Origin of the sequence: Burkholderia stagnalis (assembly GCF_902830275.1) — a bacterium.
GTDB lineage: Bacteria > Pseudomonadota > Gammaproteobacteria > Burkholderiales > Burkholderiaceae > Burkholderia > Burkholderia stagnalis.
Genome location: NZ_CADESW010000009.1, coordinates 157,660 through 178,110 on the forward strand (window position 1 = coordinate 157,660; position 20,451 = coordinate 178,110).

Sequence of the window (20,451 nt, forward strand, 5' to 3'; positions counted from 1 at the left end):
ACCTCTTGGTTCGTCTCGAGCGCAGGCGCTCAACTGTTGGCTTCGCGATCGAGCGTGTCGCGCGGCTGGTGCCGCACGTCGGTGCCCTTCACGATATAGATGATGAATTCGGCGAGGTTCTTCGCGTGATCGCCGATCCGTTCGATCGCCTTCGCGATGAACAGGTATTCGAGGCCGACCGAGATCGTGCGCGGGTCTTCCTGCATGTACGACACGAGCTTGCGCACGAACGCGCGGAATTCCTGGTCGATCTCCTTGTCGTCCTTGACGATCTGCGCGGCGGCGACCGTGTCGAGACGCGCGAACGCGTCGAGCGCGCGGCGCAGGATCGTCACGGCCATCTCGCCCGACACCTTGATCTCGGCGATGTTGACCGTGCGCGCGATCGGCTCGTCGATCAGGCGGCGCACGCGCTTCGCGATCTTCTCCGCCTCGTCGCCCGCGCGCTCGAGGTTCGTGATCGTTTTCGAGATCGACATCAGGAGACGCAGGTCGCGCGCGGCCGGCTGGCGGCGCGCGATGATGTTGCCGCACTCCTGGTCGATGTCGACTTCCATCGTGTTCAGGATGTCTTCGTTCGCGATCACCTTCTCGGCCGCGTCGCGGTCGAATTCGTTGAGCGCGTGCATCGCGCCGATGATCTGCGCCTCGACGAGCCCGCCCATCTCCAGCACTTTCGACGACACCGCGTTGAGATCGGCGTCGAACTGGCTCGACAAATGTTTATCCGACATGGCTGTTGTTCTCCGTCATCAACCGAAGCGGCCGGTGATGTAGTCTTCCGTTTCCTTGCGTACCGGCTTGATGAAGATCTTTTCGGTTTCGCCGAATTCGATCAGCTCGCCCAGGTACATGTAGGCCGTGTAGTCCGAGCAGCGCGCCGCCTGCTGCATGTTGTGCGTGACGATCACGACCGTGTAGTCGCTCTTCAGCTCCGCGATCAGCTCCTCGATGCGGCCCGTCGAGATCGGGTCGAGCGCCGAGCACGGCTCGTCGAGCAGCAGCACTTCCGGACGGATCGCGATGCCGCGCGCGATGCACAGACGCTGCTGCTGGCCGCCCGAGAGGCCGTAGCCGCTCTGGTTCAGCTTGTCCTTCACTTCGTTCCACAGCGCGGCCTTGGTCAGCGCCCACTCCACGCGGTCGTCCATTTCCGAGCGCGTGAGCTTCTCGAACATCTTCACGCCGAACGCGATGTTGTCATAGATCGACATCGGGAACGGGGTCGGCTTCTGGAACACCATGCCGATCCGCGCGCGCAGCAGCGAGATGTCGCGCTTGGTGGTCAGCAGGTTCTCGCCGTCCATCATGATCTCGCCTTCGGCGCGCTGCTCCGGATAGAGCGCGTACATCTTGTTGAACGTGCGCAGCAGCGTCGACTTGCCGCAGCCCGACGGGCCGATGAACGCCGTCACCTTCCCTTCGGGAATGCTCAGGTTGATGTTCTTCAGCGCGTGGAACTTGCTGTAGAAGAAGTTGAGGTTGTTGACCTCGATCTTCGCATTCAGCGGCGCAAGCGGGCGGCCGTCCGCCGTGCCGTGCGACCCTGCGGGCGCCGCGACGCGTTCGATGGGATTCAGGTGGCTCTCTGCCATATTCATCGGATTGCTCCGCCGTTACTTTTTCGAGAAGATCGAGCGCGCCAGGATGTTGAGTCCGAGCACCCCGAGCGTAATCAGGAACACGCCCGCCCATGCGAGCGACTGCCATTCCGCGAACGGGCTCATCGCGAACTTGAAGATCGTGACCGGCAGGTTCGCCATCGGCTGGCTCATGTCGAGCGAGAAGAACTGGTTCGACAGCGCGGTGAACAGCAGCGGCGCCGTTTCGCCGGCGATCCGCGCGACCGCGAGCAGCACGCCGGTGATGATGCCGCCCACCGATGCGCGCAGCGTGATCTTCAGGATCATCCGCCACTTCGGCGTGCCGAGCGCGAAGGCCGCCTCGCGCAGTGCGTTCGGCACGAGCTTCAGCATGTTCTCGGTCGTGCGGATCACGATCGGAATCTGCAGCAGCGCGAGCGCGATCACGCCGGCCCAGCCGGAGAAGCGGCCCGACTTCGCGACCACGAGCGCGTAGACGAACAGGCCCACGACGATCGACGGCGCCGACAGCAGGATGTCGTTGATGAAGCGGATCGTGCTTGCGAGCACGTTCTTCTGCCCGTACTCGGCGAGGTACACGCCCGCGAGGATGCCGATCGGCGTGCCGACCAGCGTGCCGAAACCGACCAGCAGCAGGCTGCCGACGATCGCGTTCGCCAGGCCGCCGCCCGCCGTGTTCGGCGGCGGCGTCGAATCGGTGAACAGCTGCAGCGACAGGCCGCCGATGCCGAGGTGCAGTGTCGTGTAGAGGATCCACACGAGCCACATCAGGCCGAACAGCATCGCGCCGAGCGACGCGGTGAGCGCGATCGCGTTGGTGATCTTGCGCTTGCGCTGCAGGCGGCTGCGCATTGCGTCGAGCACGGCGCCGTCCGGGCCCGGGAAGTTCAGTACGGGCTCGCTCATTTCTTGCCCTCTCCTTTCTCGAGACGCAGCAGCAGCAGTTTGGAGATCGCCAGCACGATGAAGGTGATCACGAACAGGATCAGGCCCAGTTCCATCAGCGCCGACGTATGCAGGCCGGGCGACGCCTCGGCGAACTCGTTCGCGAGCGCCGACGTGATGCTGTTGCCCGGCGAGAACAGCGATACGTTGTCGAGCAGGTTCGTGTTGCCGATCACGAACGTCACGGCCATCGTTTCGCCGAGCGCACGGCCGAGGCCGAGCATCACGCCGCCGATCACGCCGGTCTTCGTATAGGGCAGCACGATCTTCCACATCACTTCCCAGGTCGTGCAGCCGATCCCGTATGCCGATTCCTTCAGCAGCACGGGGGTGACCTCGAACACGTCGCGCATCACCGATGCGATGTACGGGATGATCATGATCGCGAGGATCACGCCGGCGGCGAGGATGCCGATGCCGATCGGCGGGCCGGCGGTCAGCGGGCCGAGCACGGGCACGTTCTCGAACAGGCGGCCGATCGGCTTCTGGAAATAATTGGCGAAGATCGGCGCGAACACGAGCAGCCCCCACATCCCGTAGACGATCGACGGGATCGCGGCGAGCAGTTCGATCGCGATGCCGAGCGGACGGCGCAGCCACACGGGCGCCAGCTCGGTGAGGAACAGGGCGATGCCGAAGCTGACGGGCACGGCGATCAGCAGTGCGATCAGCGACGTCACGATGGTGCCGTAGATGGGTACGAGCGCGCCGAAGTTGTCGACCGTCGGATCCCACTCGGCATGCCACAGGAAGCCGAGGCCGAACTTCTGGATGGTCGGCATCGACGCGACGATCAGCGAGACGATGATGCCGCCGAGGAGCAGCAGGGTGACGATGGCGGCGAGCCGGGCGAGGCTGCCGAACAGGATATCCCCGAGGCGGCCCGGGGCGCGCTGCTGCGCGGGGCCGGCAGACCGGGAAGATGCGTACGAAATATCAGACATGGGTGCCTGCTTTTGAATGCCGGGCGCCATGACGCCCGGCCTTACCGCACACGCTGCCCGGCCGGCGCGACCGGGCAGCGAACCGCTGTGACGCTTACTCCGCCGCGACCGGCTTGCCGGCTGCGTCCGTCACCTTGGCCTTCCACTGCTTGCGGATTTCCGCTTCGACTGCCGGCGGCAGCGAGATGTAGTCGAGGCTGTCAGCCGCCTTCTCGCCGTTCTTGAACGCCCAGCTGAAGAACTTCAGCGTTTCCGCGCCCTGCTCCGGCTTGTCCTGCTTCGCGTGCAGCAGCACGAACGTCGCGCCGACGACCGGCCATGCTTCCTTGCCCGGCTGGTTCGTCAGGATCTGGTAGAACGACTTCGACCAGTTCGCGCCGGCAGCCGCCGCCTTGAAGGTTTCCGTCTTCGGCTCGACGACCGTGCCCGTCGAGTTCTTCAGCGCGGTGTAGACCATGTTGTTCTTCTTCGCGTACGCCCATTCGACGTAGCCGATCGCGCCCGGCAGACGCTGCACGAATGCCGCGACGCCGTCGTTGCCCTTGCCGCCCGTGCCCGTCGGCCAGTTGACCGTCGTGCCTTCGCCGACCTTCGACTTCCATTCGTCGTTGACCTTCGACAGGTAGTTCGTCCAGATGAAGCTCGTGCCCGAGCCGTCGGCGCGGCGCACCACCGCGACGTCCGTATCCGGCAGCTTGACCTTCGGGTTCAGCGCGGCGATCGCCGGGTCGTTCCACTTCTTGATCTTGCCGAGGTAGATGTCGCCGAGCACCGCGCCCGACAGCACCAGTTCACCGGCCTTCACGCCCGGCACGTTGATGACCGGCACCACGCCGCCGACCACCGTCGGGAACTGGAACAGGCCGTCCTTGGCGAGATCCTCGTCCTTCAGCGGGGCGTCCGAACCGGCAAAATCGACCGTCTTCGCGATGATCTGCTTCAGGCCGCCCGACGAACCGATGCCTTGGTAGTTGATCTTCGCGCCGCCGGCCTGCTGGTAATCGGCAGCCCATTTCGTATAGATCGGCATGGCGAAGGTGCTGCCTGCGCCCGTGATGTCGGCGGCATGCGCGGCAACGGCGAAAAGCGCGCCAGCCAGGCCAGCAATCGCGGTTTGCATCAATTTCATGAGACCTCCAGTGTGTGAGCGGATGACTACGGCACCGCGAAGGTTAGGGGCTGCTCATGACGGTAATGTGACAATCGATGAAACTGGCGTGACAGTAACATGACTACTTGAAAGGCGATCAGGCACCGTGAAATTCGCGTGTCGGGACGCGGCCCGCGGCGGGCGCGCGGGCGATGAAGCCCGGCGGGGAGAAGCGGCCGATGCAGGGAAAGGCCGTTGCGCCGGCAAGGCGGCGGCTGATCGGAACCTGTTTGACGCGGCAGGACGGCGCGATTGCAGGGTCGGAAGGGGTTGCCGTGCGGATCGCAGCCGCAGGCATCGTTGAGACGGTCACGGGCACCGGACGAGGATCCGATGCCGACGACCGACAGCGCGCCGGCGGCGGGCACGCCAACGCGTGCCGCCGCCGGTCGGTGTCAGGCGGTTGCGGCGCGCACCGCGTCGGCGATGGCCTCCGCATGGCGGCTCGCATCTGCCGCCTGCTGCGCCTCGACCATCACGCGCAGCACCGGCTCGGTGCCCGATGCACGGATCAGCACGCGGCCGCTGCCGGCCAGCGCCTGCTCGGCGGCGTCGATCGCGGAGCGGATCGATGCATGGCCCTTCCAGTCCGCGCCCGGCTTCATCCTGACGTTGATCAGCTTCTGCGGGAACAGCGTAACGCCTTCGAGCATCTGCGCGAGCGTGCGGCCGCTGCGCTTGAGCGCCGCCAGCACCAGCAGCGCCGACACGATGCCGTCGCCGGTCGTATGCCGATCGAGCGACAGGATGTGCCCCGACCCCTCCGCGCCAAGCTGCCAGCCATGCTCGCGCAGCTGCTCGAGCACGTAGCGGTCGCCGACCGCCGCGCGGACGAACTTCACCCCCTCGCGCTGCAAAGCGACTTCGACGGCGAGATTCGTCATCAGTGTTCCCACCGCCCCTTCGACTTGACCGTTAGTTGCGATGCGATCCTTGACCAGCACGTACAGCAGCTCGTCGCCGTTGAACAGCCGCCCGTTCGCGTCGACCACCTGCAGGCGGTCCGCGTCGCCGTCGAGCGCGATGCCGAGATCGGCATGATTCGCGCGCACCGCGCGCACCAGCGCGTCGGGCGCGGTCGCGCCGACACCGTCGTTGATGTTGAAGCCGTTCGGCGCGACGCCGATCGGGATCACGTCCGCGCCGAGCTCGTGGAACACGTGCGGTGCGATCTGGTAGGCAGCGCCGTGCGCGCAGTCGACGACGAGCTTCATGCCGCGCAGGTCGAACGCCGCCGGGAACGTGCTCTTGCAGAACTCGATGTAGCGGCCGGCCGCGTCGTCGAGGCGGCGCGCCTTGCCGAGGCCGTCCGACGGCGCGCATTCGAGCGGCTTGCCGAGCCACGCCTCGATCGCGGCCTCGGTTTCGTCGGGCAGCTTGTTGCCGTCCGCCGAGAAGAACTTGATGCCGTTGTCGTGATACGGATTGTGCGACGCGCTGATCACGACGCCCGCCGACAGGCGCAGCGCCCGCGTCAGGTACGCGACGCCCGGCGTCGGCATCGGGCCGGCCAGCATCACGTCGACGCCGGCCGCGGAAAAGCCGGCCTCCAGCGCCGCCTCGAGCATGTAGCCCGACACGCGGGTGTCCTTGCCGATCAGCACCGTCGGGCGCGCGCCCGGCGCGACGTCGGCCGAGCCGGCCAGCACCTTGCCCGCCGCATAGCCGAGCCGCAACACGAAATCGGGCGTGATCGGCGCCTCGCCGACGGTGCCGCGAATGCCGTCCGTGCCGAAATATCGACGTCCCATAAAGAATCTTCCTCCTGTTCTGACTTATCGATGCCGTGCGGCCCCGCGCACGGTAATCCAGACCTTCAGCGCGTCGACCGTCGGCGCGACGTCGTGCACCCGCACGATTGCGGCGCCCCGCTCCACCGCGCACAGCGCGGCCGCGACGCTTGCCGCGACGCGCTCCATCGGCGGCTTGCCGCCGATCACCGCGCCGAGCATCGACTTGCGCGACATCCCCGCGAGTATCGGGTACGGCCGGCCGTCGGGCCGCGCGGGCGTGGTGTCGGGCAGCGCGGCGAGCAGCGCGTAGTTGTGGTCGACCACCGCCTTGCCGAATCCGAAGCCCGGATCCACGCAGATTCGCTCCGCTGCGATGCCGGCGTCCATCAGGGCTTGCGCGCGTTCCGCGAGAAAATCGCGCACCTCGGTGACGACGTCGCCGTAGTCCGGCTCGTGCACCTGCATCGTCTGCGGCTCGCCGAGCATGTGCATCGCGCACAGCCCGCAGTTGCCGTCGCGCACGGCGTCGATCGCGCCGTCTTGCCGGAAGCCCCAGATATCGTTGATCAGGTCCGCGCCGGCGGCCAGCGCCGCGCGCATCACGGCCGGCTTGTAGGTATCGACCGACAGCGGCACGTTCAGCGGGCGCAGCGCGTCGATCAGCGGGATCACGCGCGCGAGCTCCTCGTCGAGCGGCACCGGCGGCGCGCCCGGGCGGGTCGATTCGCCGCCGATGTCGAGGATGTCGGCGCCGTCGGCGAGCATCTGCTCGGCCTGGCGCAGCGCATCTTCGCGGGCGAGGAAGCGGCCGCCGTCGGAAAACGAATCGGGTGTCGCGTTGAGGATGCCCATCACGAGCGGGCGTTCGAACGTCAGCGTGAAGCGGCCGCACTGGAGCGGCGCGGGAATGAATGCGGAGGAAGCGGGATCGGACACGAGCGACTGGGGTGAATGAATGCAAAACGGGCCGGTGTGAAGCCACACCAGCCCGTGAACGGTACAACAGCGGAACTTATGCCGGCGAAGCAGGCGCCGGTGCGTTGCCCGGCTTGACTTCGGTGCCGCTGCCACCCGACGACGCATCGCCGCCGACAGCCGGCGAGCTCTTCGGCGAGCGCGGCGGACGGCCTTCCATGATGTCGTTGATCTGGTCGGCGTCGATCGTCTCCCACTCCATCAGCGCGGCGGTCATCGCTTCGACCTTGTCGCGGTTCTCTTCCAGCAAGCGGCGAGCGAGGTTGTACTGCTCGTCGAGCACGCGGCGGATTTCCCCGTCGACCTTCTGCTGCGTCGCTTCCGAGATCGTACGCGTGAAGCCGCGGCCGAACGGGCCGTTGTCGCTCTCGTCGTCGACGTACACCATCGGGCCAAGCGCATCGGTCATGCCGAAGCGAGCCACCATGGCACGCGCCGTCTGCGTCGCCTTGTTGAAGTCGTCCGACGCGCCGGTGCTGACCAGGTTCATGAACAGCTCTTCGGCGACACGGCCACCGAACAGGATCGCCAGGCGATCCATCAGGTAATCCTTCGAATACGTCTCGTTGTCGTGCTCCGGCAGCTGCCACGTCACGCCCAGCGCACGGCCGCGCGGGATGATCGTGACCTTGTGCACCGGGTCGGCCTTCGGCAGCAGCTTCGCGATCACCGCGTGGCCCGACTCGTGGTACGCGGTCGCGCGCTTCGCTTCCTCGCGGATCACGGCCGACTTGCGCTCCGGACCCATGAAGATCTTGTCCTTCGCGTCCTCGAAGTCCTGCATCTCGACGATCCGCTTGCCGCGACGCGCGGCGAACAGCGCCGCCTCGTTCACGAGGTTCGCGAGATCCGCGCCCGAGAAGCCCGGCGTGCCGCGCGCGATGACTGCCGCGTCGACGTCGTTCGCGATCGGCACCTTGCGCAGGTGCACGCGCATGATCTGCTCGCGGCCGCGGATGTCCGGCAGGCCGACGTAGACCTGGCGGTCGAAACGGCCCGGACGCAGCAGCGCCTTGTCGAGCACGTCCGAGCGGTTGGTCGCGGCGATCACGATCACGCCCGAATTCGCTTCGAAGCCGTCCATCTCGACGAGCATCTGGTTCAGCGTCTGCTCGCGCTCATCGTTGCCGCCGCCCATGCCGGCGCCACGATGGCGGCCGACCGCGTCGATTTCGTCGATGAACACGATGCACGGCGCATGCTTCTTCGCCTGCTCGAACATGTCACGCACACGGGCCGCGCCGACGCCGACGAACATTTCGACGAAGTCGGAACCCGAGATGCTGAAGAACGGCACCTTCGCTTCGCCCGCGATCGCGCGAGCCAGCAGCGTCTTGCCGGTACCCGGGGGGCCGACGAGCAGCACGCCGCGCGGAATGCGACCGCCCAGCTTCTGGAATTTCTGCGGATCGCGCAGGAAGTCGACCAGCTCGGACACTTCTTCCTTCGCTTCGTCGCAGCCCGCGACGTCGGAGAAGTTGACCGCGTTGTTGTTCTCGTCGATCAGCCGCGCACGCGATTTGCCGAACGAGAACGCGCCGCCTTTGCCGCCGCCCTGCATCTGCCGCATCATGTAGAACCAGAAGCCGATGATCAGGATCGTCGGCCCGAGGTAGTACAGCGCGGACATCAGCGCGTTCGGCTCGTCGTCGGCCTTGCCGCTGACCTGCACGCCATACTTCATCAGATCGCCGACCATCCAGATGTCGCCGGGCGACACGATCTGGTATTTCTGGCCATCAGCCGGAGTGACGGTGAGGTTGCGCCCCTGCACGACGACAGTCTTGACCTTGCCGTTCTTGGCGTCGTCCATGAACTGCGAATAGGACACGCCTTCCTGGACGCGGGGCTTGTCGAACTGCTTGAACACCGTAAACAGCACCAGTGCGATCACCAGCCACACTGCTGCCTTCGAAAACATATTGTTGTTCAAAGCACCACTCCTTCACTCGTAGACGAGCGCCTACATTTTCCTTGCGGCGCCCCTCGGTCATTCTAATCCAGTCCGACCACCCCCGCCATAAGCATTGACAACCGCTGCAATAGCCAACGGCTTGCCTGGCAAGGGCCGGAGCCCGTTTGCGGCCCCGGCTCCGCGTCAGCGCGGATGCTTCAGGTGCCGCCCCAAGATGAACGTTTCGGACGATTTGTCGCGGGACGCCTTGGGCTTGCGCGGCGCGACAATCTTAAACTGCTGTTTGAATTTCTCGACAATCTGGCTGTAGCCGCTGCCGTGGAAGCATTTCACCAGCAGCGCGCCATCCGGCTTCAGGTGATTCTGCGCGAAATCGAGCGCGAGATCGCACACGTGCTCGATGCGCGCCGCGTCCGCAGAGGCGACCCCCGACAGGTTGGGGGCCATGTCGGAAATTACAAGGTCCACCGGCCGGCCTTCGAGCAGGGCCTCCAGCTGATGCAGCACCTCGTCCTCGCGAAAGTCGCCCTGGATGAAATTCACGTCGGCGATCGGCTCCATCGGCAGCATGTCGAGCGCGACGATCGTGCCGTCGATCCCGCCTTCGCGCGTCGCGTCGCGCTTCTTGCCCTGCGCGAGCTTGTTGCGCGCGTACTGGCTCCAGCTGCCCGGCGCCGCGCCGAGGTCGACGATCACCTGGCCCGGACGGATCAGCTTGTCCTGCTCGTCGATTTCCTTCAGCTTGTACGCGGCGCGCGCGCGATAGCCTTCCCGCTGCGCCATTTTGACGTACGGATCGTTGATGTGGTCGTGCAGCCAGTGCTGGTTAAAGCGATTCTTTGCCATTCGAGAGAGAGATTGCTGCCATTTGCTTCGTGAAGCCGCGCTTTTGGCGGATAATACGCGTCTTCTTCGCGCGGCTGAGGCCCACCCAGGCCCAAGCCGCGATTTTACGTGGTTTCGGCGCGTGGCTGACGCGGCTTATGCCGGTGTTGCGCGCCCTTATTTTGAATTCGACATTCCATGCCCGCCCTTTCGCTTACCCCCGCCGAGCGCTCCGCGCTGCGCTCCCAGGCCCATGCGCTCAAGCCGGTCGTGCTGATCGGCGCCGAAGGGCTCACCGACGCCGTCCTGAATGAAATCAAGGTGCACCTCGCCGCGCACCAGCTGATCAAGATCCGCGTGTTCGGCGACGAGCGCGACGCGCGCGTTGCGATCTACGACGAGATCTGCGACCGCCTGAACGCCGCGCCGATCCAGCATATCGGCAAGCTGCTCGTGATCTGGAAGCCCGAGGAAGCCGCGCCGGCGCCCGTTCGCGGCCGCCGCGGCAGCGCGCTGCCGAGCGCGGGCGAAGCCGCCGCCGACAAGAAGGGCCGTGCGCCGCGCACCGTGAAGGTCGTCAAGGTGTCGCCGAACGCGAGCCCGGTGCGCCGGCCGAAGCCGACGAAGGTCACGGTGCGCGGCAACGAGCGCGTGACCGCGGGCGGCACCGTCAAGCGCGCGAAAAAGCGCCAGGCGAGCACCAAGCGGCCGTTCCAGGACAAGTAATCCTGCCGGGCGCGCAGCGCCTGCCTGCCGGCTCGCGCGATGCTCAGGCGTCGCGCGCCGGCATTTTCCAGATCAGCATCAGCCCGAGCACGCTTTCGACCAGGTAGAACAGGCTCGACACGCCGTGCAGCATCCCGAAGCGGCCCGCATAGGCCGAATGCGCAATGTCGGTGCCCGCTTCCATCGCGGCCACGCGCAGCGCGTTCATGAACGGCTGCAGCGCGAAATACCCGACCAGCACGCACCCGACCATCGCCGCGAGGATCCAGCGCACGCGGCGGTATTCGTCGCAGCCGCGCCGCACCTGCTGGTTCGACAGCACGAGCAGCAGCACGCCGCACACCGCGCCGAGGATCGCCTCGATGCGGAACAACTGGGCGGCGACCGAACCGGCCGTCATCCGCTCCAGCGAATTGAACAGCACCGGCGCGACCGCATACCCGATCGTCAGCAGGCTGCCGACCCAGACGGCCGACAGCAGGCGGAACACGCGATGCGGCATCGTGTCGCCCCGCTTCAGATGTAGCTGACCGAGATGATTTCGTATTCGCGCACGCCGCTCGGCGCCTGCACGGCCGCGACGTCGCCTTCGGACTTGCCGATCAGCGCGCGGGCGATCGGCGAGCTGATCGAGATCAGGCCGTGATCGAGGTCGGCTTCATCGTCGCCGACGATCTGATACTTGACGGTGTCGCCGGACTCGAGATCCTCGAGCTCGACGGTGGCGGCGAACACCACGCGGCCATCGGCATCCAGCACGGTCGGATCGATGATCTGCGCGGCCGACAGCTTCGATTCGATTTCCGCAATGCGGCCCTCGATGAAGCCCTGCTTTTCCTTGGCTGCGTCGTATTCGGCGTTTTCGGACAGGTCGCCCTGCGCGCGCGCCTCCGCGATCGCATTGATCACGGCCGGCCGCTCGACGGACTTGAGGCGCTGCAATTCATCGCGCAGTTGATCTGCGCCACGCTTTGTCAACGGAATGGTGCTCATAAACGGCTCAATCGCTAAAAACGGCTATAAAAAAAATCACCGCGATTAAGCGCATTCCCGGCTGGCCGGGAACGCCGCTTAATCGCGGCACGTGATGCTTCGACAGGTAACTGACTGCTTAGTTTAGGCGAGCGTGAAGACCTTGTAAATCATAGACTTCCAGGTTCTTCAGATAGCGCAAGCCTTCGACGGCCGCGCGCGCGCCCGACATCGTCGTGTAGTACGTGACCTTGTGCGCCTGCGCGCTCATGCGGATCGAACGCGAATCGGCGATCGCCTGGCGGGTCTCGTCGACCGTCGTGAAGACGAGCGCGATTTCGCCGTTCTTGATCATGTCGACGATGTGCGGACGGCCGTCCTTCACCTTGTTGACGACCTTCACCGGCACGCCGGCCGCTTCGATCGCGGCAGCCGTGCCCTTCGTCGCGACGATCGGGTAGCCGAGGTCGTGCAGCATGCGCGCGACTTCGACGGCCTTCGGCTTGTCCGCGTCCATCACGGTCAGCAGCACCGTGCCCGACTCCGGCAGGCGGGAACCTGCCGCAAGCTGCGACTTGAACAGCGCCTCGCCGAACGTCTGGCCGACACCCATCACTTCGCCGGTCGAACGCATTTCCGGCCCGAGCACCGGGTCGACGGTCGGGAACTTCACGAACGGGAACACCGCTTCCTTCACGCTGAAGTACGGCGGCTCGACTTCCTTCGTCACGCCCTGCTGCGCGAGCTTCTGGCCGACCATCGCGCGCGCCGCGATCTTCGCGAGCGGCAGGCTGGTCGCCTTCGACACGTACGGCACCGTGCGCGATGCGCGCGGGTTCACTTCCAGCACGTAGATGATGTCCTGCTTCGAGCCGTCCGCCTGCGGCACCTGCTGGATCGCGAACTGCACGTTCATCAGGCCGACCACGTTCAGCGCCTTCGCCATCGCGCCCGTCTGGCGCTTCAGCTCGGCCACGGTTTCCTTCGACAGCGAGTACGGCGGCAGCGAGCATGCCGAGTCGCCCGAGTGGACGCCCGCCTGCTCGATGTGCTCCATCACGCCGCCGATGAACACGGCGTCGCCGTCGCAGATGCAGTCGACGTCGCACTCGATCGCGTCGTTCAGGAAGCGGTCGAGCAGCACCGGCGAATCGTTCGACACCTTCACGGCCTCGCGCATGTAGCGCTCGAGGTCGCGCGGCTCGTGGACGATTTCCATCGCGCGGCCGCCCAGCACGTACGACGGACGCACGACGAGCGGGTAGCCGATTTCGGCCGCCAGCGCGAGCGCTTCGTCTTCCGCGCGCGCGGTGCGGTTCGGCGGCTGGCGCAGGCCGAGATCCTGCAGCAGCTTCTGGAAGCGCTCGCGGTCTTCCGCGGCGTCGATCATGTCCGGCGACGTGCCGACGATCGGCACGCCGTGCGCCTCGAGGTCGAGCGCGAGCTTCAGCGGCGTCTGGCCGCCGTACTGGACGATCACGCCGACCGGCTTTTCCTTGTCGACGATCTCGAGCACGTCTTCGAGCGTCAGCGGCTCGAAGTACAGGCGGTCGGACGTGTCATAGTCGGTCGACACCGTTTCCGGGTTGCAGTTGACCATGATCGTTTCGTAGCCGTCCTCGCGCATCGCGAGCGCCGCGTGCACGCAGCAGTAGTCGAACTCGATGCCCTGGCCGATCCGGTTCGGGCCGCCGCCCAGCACCATGATCTTCTTGTTGGTGGTCGGCTGCGCCTCGCACTCTTCCTCGTAGGTCGAGTACATGTAGGCCGTCTTGGTCGCGAACTCGGCCGCGCAGGTGTCGACGCGCTTGTAGACCGGGCGCACGTTCAGCTCGAGACGGCGCGCGCGCACGTCGGCCGGCGTCGCGCCGAGCAGCTTCGCGAGGCGGCGGTCGGAAAAGCCGCTCTGCTTCAGGTAGCGCAGCTCGTCGAACGTGAGCGACGCGAGCGTGCGGCCCGCGAGCGCCTTTTCCTTGTTGATGATCTGCTCGATCTGCGCGAGGAACCACGGGTCGATCGCGGTTTCCGCGAAGATCTCCTCGGCCGTCATGCCGATGCGGAACGCGTCGCCGACGTACCAGATGCGGTCCGGGCCCGGCTCGTGGATCTCGATCGCGATCTCGTCGCGGTCGGTCGACTTCTCGTCGAGACCGTCGACGCCCACTTCGAGGCCGCGCAGCGCCTTCTGGAACGATTCCTGGAACGTGCGGCCGATCGCCATCACCTCGCCGACCGACTTCATCTGCGTGGTCAGGCGCGAATCGGCTTCGCGGAACTTCTCGAACGCGAAGCGCGGGATCTTCGTGACGACGTAGTCGATCGTCGGCTCGAACGACGCCGGGGTCTGGCCGCCGGTGATCTCGTTCTTCAGCTCGTCGAGCGTGTAGCCGACCGCCAGCTTCGCCGCGACCTTCGCGATCGGGAAGCCGGTCGCCTTCGACGCGAGCGCCGACGAACGCGACACGCGCGGGTTCATCTCGATGACGACCATGCGGCCGTCCTTCGGGTTGATCGAGAACTGCACGTTCGAGCCGCCCGTGTCGACGCCGATCTCGCGCAGCACCGCGAGCGATGCGTTGCGCAGGATCTGGTATTCCTTGTCGGTGAGCGTCTGCGCCGGCGCGACCGTGATCGAGTCGCCCGTGTGCACGCCCATCGGGTCGAGGTTCTCGATCGAGCAGACGATGATGCAGTTGTCGGCGCGGTCGCGCACGACTTCCATCTCGTATTCCTTCCAGCCGAGCAGCGACTCTTCGATCAGCAGCTCGCGCGTGGGCGAAAGATCGAGACCGCGCTTGCAGATTTCCTCGAATTCCTCGCGGTTGTACGCAATGCCGCCGCCCGAGCCGCCGAGCGTGAACGACGGACGGATCACGACCGGGTAGCCGCTGCCGCCGGTGGCCGCCATGATCTCGGCGTGCACCTTGGTCGCCTCTTCCATCGAGTGCGCGATGCCCGACTTCGCGGAACCGAGACCGATCTTGGTCATCGCGTCCTTGAACTTCTGGCGGTCTTCCGCCTTGTCGATCGCTTCCGGCGACGCGCCGATCAGCTCGACGCCGAACTTCTCGAGCACGCCGTGATGGTGCAGGTCGAGCGCGCAGTTCAGCGCGGTCTGGCCGCCCATCGTCGGCAGGATCGCGTCCGGGCGCTCCTTCTCGATGATGCGTGCGACGACTTCCCACGTGATCGGCTCGATGTAGGTGACGTCGGCCGTGTTCGGGTCGGTCATGATCGTCGCCGGGTTGCTGTTGACGAGGACGACCTTGTAGCCCTCCTCACGCAGCGCCTTGCATGCCTGCGCGCCCGAATAGTCGAACTCGCACGCCTGGCCGATGATGATCGGGCCGGCGCCGATGATGAGGATGCTGTTGATGTCTGTGCGTTTTGGCATGGCTTGAAAATTCAATAAGTAATCGTTGTCGTGGGGCGGCCGGCTGCGCTCAGCCCATGGTGGCGAGCGCGAGCTTCACCGAGAAGCCGATGAACAGCCCGCCCACGCTGCTCGCCGCACCCGCCGCGAGCCTGCGGCGGCGGCGGAAATGCTCGGCGAGCCGCGCACCCGCGAAGATCAGCGTGCTCAGGTACAGGAAGCTCGCGCACTGCGCGATCGCCCCGAGCACGAAGAACGGCAGCGCGGGATGCGGGAACGCCGGGTCGACGAACTGGATGAAGAACGAGATGAAGAACAGGATCGCTTTCGGATTCAGGAGGCTCACGAGCAGCGCCTTGCGGAACGGGCGCTCGCCGTCGACCGCGGGCGGCGCTTCGACAGCCGCGCCGGCCGGCGCGCGCAGCTTGCGCCACGCGCCGCGCAGCATGCCGGCGCCGATGTAGAGCAGATACGCGGCGCCGCCGTACTTGACGACCGAGAACAGCAGCGGGTTCGCCTTCAGCAGCGACGCGACGCCGGCCGCGGACAGCACCATCAGCACGGTATCGCCGACGAACACGCCGCAGGCCGCGCGATAGCCGGCCTTCACGCCGCGCTGCGCCGCGAGCGACAGCACGTACATCGAGTTCGGCCCCGGCAGCAGGATGATGAAGATCACTCCGAACACGTAGGTCCAGAGATCCGTGATGCCGAGTGCGTGACCGAACATGATGCGAGCCTCCTGCGCCTGGGTGAGCTTACGCGCTGCGCTGCTTCGCCGCGTCCATCAGCGCGGTGAAGCGATCGAACAGATAGCCGATGTCGTGCGGGCCCGGCGATGCTTCCGGGTGACCCTGGAAGCAGAAGGCCGGCTTGTCGGTCAGCTCGAAGCCCTGCAGCGTGCCGTCGAACAGCGACACGTGCGTCACGCGCGCGTTGGCCGGCAGCGAATCGGCGTCGACCGCGAAGCCGTGGTTCTGCGACGTGATCACCACGCGGCCGTCGCCGAGATCCTTGACCGGGTGGTTCGCGCCGTGGTGGCCCGTCTTCATCTTGAGCGTCTTCGCGCCGACCGCGAGGCCCATGATCTGGTGGCCGAGGCAGATGCCGAAGGTCGGCACGCCGCGCTCGATGAATTCCTTCGCGGCCGCGATCGCGTAGTCGCACGGCTCCGGATCGCCGGGGCCGTTCGACAGGAAGACGCCGTCCGGATTCAGCGCGAGCGCTTCGGCCGCACTCGCCTGCGCCGGCAGCACCGTCACCTGGCAGCCGCGCTCGGCGAGCATGCGCAGGATGTTGTACTTGACGCCGAAATCGTAGGCGACGACGCGGTACTTCGGCGCTTCCTGCATCCCGTAGCCGCTGCCGAGGCGCCATTCCGTCTGCTTCCACTCGAACGGCTTGGTGGTCGACACGACCTTCGCGAGATCCATGCCGGCGAGGCCCGGGAACGAGCGCGCGAGCTCGATCGCCTTCGCCTCGTCGTCCGAGCCGGCGAGAATGCAGCCGTTCTGCGCGCCCTTGTCGCGCAGGATGCGGGTGAGCTTGCGGGTATCGATGCCGGCGATTGCAACGACGCCTTCGTCGCGCAGGTAATCGCCGAGCGTGCGATCCATGCGGAAGTTCGACGCGAGCGTCGGCAGGTCGCGGACGATCAGGCCGGCGGCATGGACTTTCGTGGCTTCGACGTCTTCGGCGTTCACGCCGACGTTGCCGATATGCGGATAGGTGAGCGTGACGATCTGTCGCGCGTAGCTCGGATCAGTCAGGATTTCCTGATAGCCGGTGATCGCGGTATTGAACACGACTTCGCCGATCGTATGGCCTTCGGCCCCGATCGAATAACCACGAAAGACCGTGCCGTCGGCGAGTGCGAGCAAAGCGGGAGAAAAAGACGGCAACACGGGAGGCTCCTTGGGGAACACCCTGCTGCCGACCTGTTTACCCTGCCGCGCGAGCGCCGCGCTGCGTAGGCGCGCGCGGTCGCTCGCGGGACGCGGCCTGCGCTGTCGAGACGCGAACCCGGCGCGTGGCGCACGAGGCTTCGCGGCGTCGCCCGGCTGGCGGCGTGCGGCGGATGAACGGGATGAATGAGGTAGGCGCTAGGGTGCGAGGTTGATCAGCACAAACTTTCAAATTATAGCCTGAAAATGGCCTCATTTTCAATTGATAAGACGGCTCATTCAATCGACGAGGCGCGGCGAATCAGCCCCTTCCAGCCAACAGGAGCCGGCCCGGCGGCATGCGCCGCCGATGTTGCAGCCCCGTTTCCGCGGCCGCCCCACGCTCCAGCGTACCCCGCTATCGGCTCGCTTGACCAGTAGCAGGCACCCGCGACGGCCACACGTACCACACCGCGCTTGCGAGCTGCAGCGCCAGCAGCATGCCCCAGGCAGCCAGGTGCGCATCGGCCGGATAGCGGCCGTCAACCGCCGGCCAATGCGACAGCACCGCGCCGACGCCGATCTGGAACGCGAAGATCAGCACGAAGATCACGAGCGTGAGCGTCGTGTTCGCGCGGCCGATCAGGTGCGCCGGAAAATGCCCGGCCATCACCGCGTAGGTCAGGATGCCGACCCCGCCGAACATCCCGTATGCCGCCCACAGCACGCCCGCCGGCAGCGGCACGCGCGCGACGATCGCGCCCTGGGTCGCGACGAACAGCGCCATCCCGACGCCGCAGAACGCGTACACCGACACGCCGCGCCGCTCCAGCGCCCGCGCGGCGGCGCCGAACCCGACGCAGCCGGCCATCATCGCGAAGCCGAGCACCGACACGAGGCGCGCGGCGTGCGACGCGTCGAACCCGCCGACGTCGCGCAGGTACGGCCCGACCCACAGCGACTGCATCGCATAGAACACGCCCTGCGTGACGACCGAGAACGACGCGATCTTCCAGAACGCGCCGCTGGCGAGGATGTGCCACGTGCCCTTGAACTGGCTGACGAGGCCGCCCTGGTGCCGCGCCTGCGGCGCGTCGGGCGCGCCGAAGCCAATCGCGGCCGCGACGACGACCGTCATCACCGCCAGCCCGCCGCATATCGCGCGCCAGCTCGTCCAGTCGAGCAGCCACGCGAGCGGCGAACCGACCGCGACGCCGCCGAGCCCGCCGACTGCCATCACGAGGCCATTGACGAGCGGCAGCCGGCCGACCGGAAAGTGCTGCGCGAGCGCCTTGAACGCGGCGCCGAGACACACCGACACGCCGACGCCGATCAGCAGCCGGCCGGCCATCATCGTGCCGAGCCCGTGCGCGGCGCCGAACAGCGCGGCGCCCGCCGCGGCGAACAGCAGCGTCCCGGCCGTCACGCGGCGCGGGCCGTAATGGTCGAGCAGCACGCCGGCCGGGATCTGCGCACCCGCGAAGCCGAGGAAATAGAGACTGGTGAGCAGGCCGAGATCGGCGGCCGACAGCCCGAGTTCGTGCGTGACGAACGGCGCGAAGCCGAGATTGACGCCGCGAAACACATACGACACGAAATACCCGAGCGCGAACAGACCGAGCACCCTCACCTGCACCAGCGACATGACCTCTCCTTGCGGCATCGCGCGGCCCACGCGCCGCGCACAAACGAAAACGCCGTCACCTCGGTGACGGCGTTTCGTCGGATGATAAAGCATCCGGGCGTCGCGGGCAGCCGCTCGACGGCGGCCCGGCCTGCTTACTTCTTCTTGCCCTTGTGCGTCGCGGCAGCCTTTGCCGGCGCGGCCTTCGCCTTCGCCGCCGGCTTCGCGGCGCCCCGCTTCGCGCCGCGCGCGGACTTGCCGCCGGTGGACAGGCTCGCGCGCTCGATGTGCGCGCCGCCGGCCGACGTCGCGATCCGCTCCGGCCCCGGCTCCGCCGGCACCGAGCGGCCGACCGGCACATGCAGCACCAGCGCCTGGCCCGGCATCACGACATCGCGATGGGTGCGGTTCCACGCCTTCAGCTGGCCGACCGACACGCCGTAGCGGCCCGCGAGCGCCGCCATCGACTGCTTGCGGCGCACGCGGATCAGCATCTTGCGCGTGTCGGGCACGTCCGGCTCCATCGCCAGCGCGCCGTTTTCCGCGACGTCCGCGCTGATGTCCTCGTCATCGTCGTCGGCGCGCGGCACGACGATCGTCGAGCCCGGCTTCAGGCGCATGCCGGCCGGGATCTTGTTCACCGACATCAGCGTGTCCGCGTCGACGCCGATCTTCTCGGCGATCGCCGCCGGGCGCGCGCGCTCGCTGACCGTGTAGGTGGTCCACGACGACAGCGCGCCGCTGTACGACTTCAGGCCCTTCTCGAACGCCGCCGCGTTGTCGAACGGCAGCAGGATCTGCGGCTCGGTCGCGCCGAGGATCACCGGCTTCGCGAACGACGGGTTGAGCGACTTGAATTCGTCGAGCGGCAGGTTCGCGAGCTTCGCGGCGACCGACACGTCGATGTCGCGTGACGTCGTGACCGTCACGAAATACGGGTGGTTCGGGATGTCCGGCAGCGACAGACCGTACTGCTTCGGATTCGCGATGATGTTCTTCACCGCCTGCAGCTTCGGCACGTAGTTGCGGGTCTCGTTCGGCATCCGCAGGCTCAGGTAGTCGGTCGGCAGGCCGGCCGCCTGGTTGCGGGCGATCGCGCGCTGCACGTTGCCCTCGCCCCAGTTGTACGCGGCCAGCGCGAGATACCAGTCGCCGAACATGTCATGCAGGCGCGACAGGTAGTCGAGCGCCGCGCTCGTCGATGCGAGCACGTCGCGCCGCTCGTCCTGCCACATGTTGCGCTTCAGGTTGTACGTGCGGCCGGTGCCCGGCATGAACTGCCACATGCCGGCCGCCTTCGCGACCGACAGCGCCTGCGGGTTGAACGCGGACTCGATGAACGGCAGCAGCGCAAGCTCGGTCGGCATGTGGCGCGACTCGAGCTCCTCGACGATGTGATACAGGTACTTCTGCGAACGCTCGGTCATGCGCTGCACGTAATCCGGGCGCTGCGTATACCAGGTAGTCTGCATGTCGACGAGGTCGGTCTGCAGGTCGGGCATCTGGAAACCGCGGCGGATGCGCGCCCACAGATCGGAGTCGGCGCTGGTCAGATCGCCGACCGATTGCTTGTCGACGTCGACGGTTTCTTTGGCGGTGGCTGATTTGCGGAGGTAGGTGGATGCCGCCTGGGAATCGGCGGCGGAATTGGCGACAGGCCCCTGGCTCGCACACGCGGCGAGCAGCAGGACCAGCATCGCGCTCAATAGAAGTCGCATGAAAATCTCGGCGTCCGACAGCTGGAAATTGCAGGCGATACTACGGAAGTGCACGCTTCACGTC

The 20,451-nt window shown here is 66.5% G+C and carries 17 protein-coding genes; 1 reads left to right on the forward strand and 16 read right to left on the reverse strand.

Annotated elements, in window-relative coordinates; genetic code table 11:
• Positions 1-29: 29 nt before the first annotated feature.
• The 9 genes from phoU to HWY45_RS17895 all read right to left on the reverse strand — a co-directional run bounded on the left by phoU (position 30) and on the right by HWY45_RS17895 (position 10,112).
• On the reverse strand, positions 30-734 hold the full coding sequence (gene phoU, locus HWY45_RS17855; RefSeq protein WP_059566935.1) for a phosphate signaling complex protein PhoU: 705 nt from the start codon (positions 732-734) through the stop codon (positions 30-32).
• Between the two features lie 18 nt (positions 735-752).
• Positions 753-1,601: a phosphate ABC transporter ATP-binding protein PstB gene (gene pstB / locus HWY45_RS17860; RefSeq protein WP_059566934.1), complete on the reverse strand. Its 849-nt coding sequence runs from the start codon at positions 1,599-1,601 to the stop codon at positions 753-755.
• Between the two features lie 15 nt (positions 1,602-1,616).
• Positions 1,617-2,510, reverse strand: coding sequence for a phosphate ABC transporter permease PstA (pstA, locus tag HWY45_RS17865; protein WP_059811003.1), 894 nt, complete (start codon positions 2,508-2,510; stop codon positions 1,617-1,619).
• Positions 2,507-3,493, reverse strand: coding sequence for a phosphate ABC transporter permease PstC (gene pstC / locus HWY45_RS17870; protein ID WP_059566931.1), 987 nt, complete (start codon positions 3,491-3,493; stop codon positions 2,507-2,509). The genes pstA and pstC overlap by 4 nt, the downstream gene beginning before the upstream one ends.
• Before the next feature lie 94 nt (positions 3,494-3,587).
• Positions 3,588-4,622: a phosphate ABC transporter substrate-binding protein PstS gene (gene pstS / locus HWY45_RS17875; RefSeq protein WP_059566930.1), complete on the reverse strand. Its 1,035-nt coding sequence runs from the start codon at positions 4,620-4,622 to the stop codon at positions 3,588-3,590.
• Positions 4,623-5,038: 416 nt separating this feature from the next.
• Entirely contained in the window at positions 5,039-6,394 is a 1,356-nt protein-coding gene (gene glmM, locus HWY45_RS17880) for a phosphoglucosamine mutase (RefSeq protein WP_059566929.1), read from the reverse strand.
• A 24-nt stretch (positions 6,395-6,418) separates the two neighbouring features.
• Complete coding sequence (folP, locus tag HWY45_RS17885; protein ID WP_124759513.1) at positions 6,419-7,312, reverse strand: dihydropteroate synthase; 894 nt, start codon at positions 7,310-7,312, stop codon at positions 6,419-6,421.
• A 76-nt stretch (positions 7,313-7,388) separates the two neighbouring features.
• Entirely contained in the window at positions 7,389-9,284 is a 1,896-nt protein-coding gene (gene ftsH / locus HWY45_RS17890; protein ID WP_059885494.1) for an ATP-dependent zinc metalloprotease FtsH, read from the reverse strand.
• A gap of 165 nt (positions 9,285-9,449) precedes the next feature.
• Positions 9,450-10,112 carry an RlmE family RNA methyltransferase gene (locus tag HWY45_RS17895; protein ID WP_059885492.1) on the reverse strand — a complete coding sequence of 221 codons (663 nt, stop codon included), beginning with the start codon at positions 10,110-10,112 and terminating at the stop codon, positions 9,450-9,452.
• 177 nt (positions 10,113-10,289) lie between these two features.
• Between HWY45_RS17895 and HWY45_RS17900 the strand changes: the two genes are divergently transcribed.
• On the forward strand, positions 10,290-10,817 hold the full coding sequence (locus tag HWY45_RS17900; RefSeq protein WP_059566925.1) for a YhbY family RNA-binding protein: 528 nt from the start codon (positions 10,290-10,292) through the stop codon (positions 10,815-10,817).
• Positions 10,818-10,860: 43 nt separating this feature from the next.
• On the opposite strand, the gene HWY45_RS17905 is transcribed toward HWY45_RS17900, so the two are convergent.
• From HWY45_RS17905 to HWY45_RS17935, 7 genes are all read right to left on the reverse strand, one after another.
• Entirely contained in the window at positions 10,861-11,319 is a 459-nt protein-coding gene (locus tag HWY45_RS17905) for a DUF4149 domain-containing protein (RefSeq protein WP_059566924.1), read from the reverse strand.
• Positions 11,320-11,333: 14 nt separating this feature from the next.
• Positions 11,334-11,810 carry a transcription elongation factor GreA gene (gene greA / locus HWY45_RS17910; protein WP_059566923.1) on the reverse strand — a complete coding sequence of 159 codons (477 nt, stop codon included), beginning with the start codon at positions 11,808-11,810 and terminating at the stop codon, positions 11,334-11,336.
• Between the two features lie 118 nt (positions 11,811-11,928).
• On the reverse strand, positions 11,929-15,183 hold the full coding sequence (gene carB, locus HWY45_RS17915; protein WP_059566922.1) for a carbamoyl-phosphate synthase large subunit: 3,255 nt from the start codon (positions 15,181-15,183) through the stop codon (positions 11,929-11,931).
• A gap of 49 nt (positions 15,184-15,232) precedes the next feature.
• On the reverse strand, positions 15,233-15,892 hold the full coding sequence (gene leuE, locus HWY45_RS17920) for a leucine efflux protein LeuE (RefSeq protein WP_059566921.1): 660 nt from the start codon (positions 15,890-15,892) through the stop codon (positions 15,233-15,235).
• Between the two features lie 28 nt (positions 15,893-15,920).
• Positions 15,921-17,066 carry a glutamine-hydrolyzing carbamoyl-phosphate synthase small subunit gene (gene carA, locus HWY45_RS17925; RefSeq protein WP_059885491.1) on the reverse strand — a complete coding sequence of 382 codons (1,146 nt, stop codon included), beginning with the start codon at positions 17,064-17,066 and terminating at the stop codon, positions 15,921-15,923.
• Between the two features lie 397 nt (positions 17,067-17,463).
• Entirely contained in the window at positions 17,464-18,690 is a 1,227-nt protein-coding gene (locus tag HWY45_RS17930) for an MFS transporter (protein WP_059885664.1), read from the reverse strand.
• 134 nt (positions 18,691-18,824) lie between these two features.
• On the reverse strand, positions 18,825-20,387 hold the full coding sequence (locus HWY45_RS17935; protein ID WP_059885662.1) for a transglycosylase SLT domain-containing protein: 1,563 nt from the start codon (positions 20,385-20,387) through the stop codon (positions 18,825-18,827).
• Between the last annotated feature and the right edge of the window lie 64 nt (positions 20,388-20,451).

Bases quoted from the DNA above. Each gene is read 5' to 3' on its own strand.
- phoU (WP_059566935.1), bottom strand. From the start codon at position 734: ATGTCGGATAAACATTTGTCGAGCCAGTTCGACGCCGATCTCAACGCG.
- pstB (WP_059566934.1), bottom strand. From the start codon at position 1,601: ATGAATATGGCAGAGAGCCACCTGAATCCCATCGAACGCGTCGCGGCG.
- pstA (WP_059811003.1), bottom strand. From the start codon at position 2,510: ATGAGCGAGCCCGTACTGAACTTCCCGGGCCCGGACGGCGCCGTGCTC.
- pstC (WP_059566931.1), bottom strand. From the start codon at position 3,493: ATGTCTGATATTTCGTACGCATCTTCCCGGTCTGCCGGCCCCGCGCAG.
- pstS (WP_059566930.1), bottom strand. From the start codon at position 4,622: ATGAAATTGATGCAAACCGCGATTGCTGGCCTGGCTGGCGCGCTTTTC.
- glmM (WP_059566929.1), bottom strand. From the start codon at position 6,394: ATGGGACGTCGATATTTCGGCACGGACGGCATTCGCGGCACCGTCGGC.
- HWY45_RS17895 (WP_059885492.1), bottom strand. From the start codon at position 10,112: ATGGCAAAGAATCGCTTTAACCAGCACTGGCTGCACGACCACATCAAC.
- HWY45_RS17900 (WP_059566925.1), top strand. From the start codon at position 10,290: ATGCCCGCCCTTTCGCTTACCCCCGCCGAGCGCTCCGCGCTGCGCTCC.
- HWY45_RS17905 (WP_059566924.1), bottom strand. From the start codon at position 11,319: ATGCCGCATCGCGTGTTCCGCCTGCTGTCGGCCGTCTGGGTCGGCAGC.
- greA (WP_059566923.1), bottom strand. From the start codon at position 11,810: ATGAGCACCATTCCGTTGACAAAGCGTGGCGCAGATCAACTGCGCGAT.
- carB (WP_059566922.1), bottom strand. From the start codon at position 15,183: ATGCCAAAACGCACAGACATCAACAGCATCCTCATCATCGGCGCCGGC.
- leuE (WP_059566921.1), bottom strand. From the start codon at position 15,892: ATGTTCGGTCACGCACTCGGCATCACGGATCTCTGGACCTACGTGTTC.
- HWY45_RS17930 (WP_059885664.1), bottom strand. From the start codon at position 18,690: ATGTCGCTGGTGCAGGTGAGGGTGCTCGGTCTGTTCGCGCTCGGGTAT.
- HWY45_RS17935 (WP_059885662.1), bottom strand. From the start codon at position 20,387: ATGCGACTTCTATTGAGCGCGATGCTGGTCCTGCTGCTCGCCGCGTGT.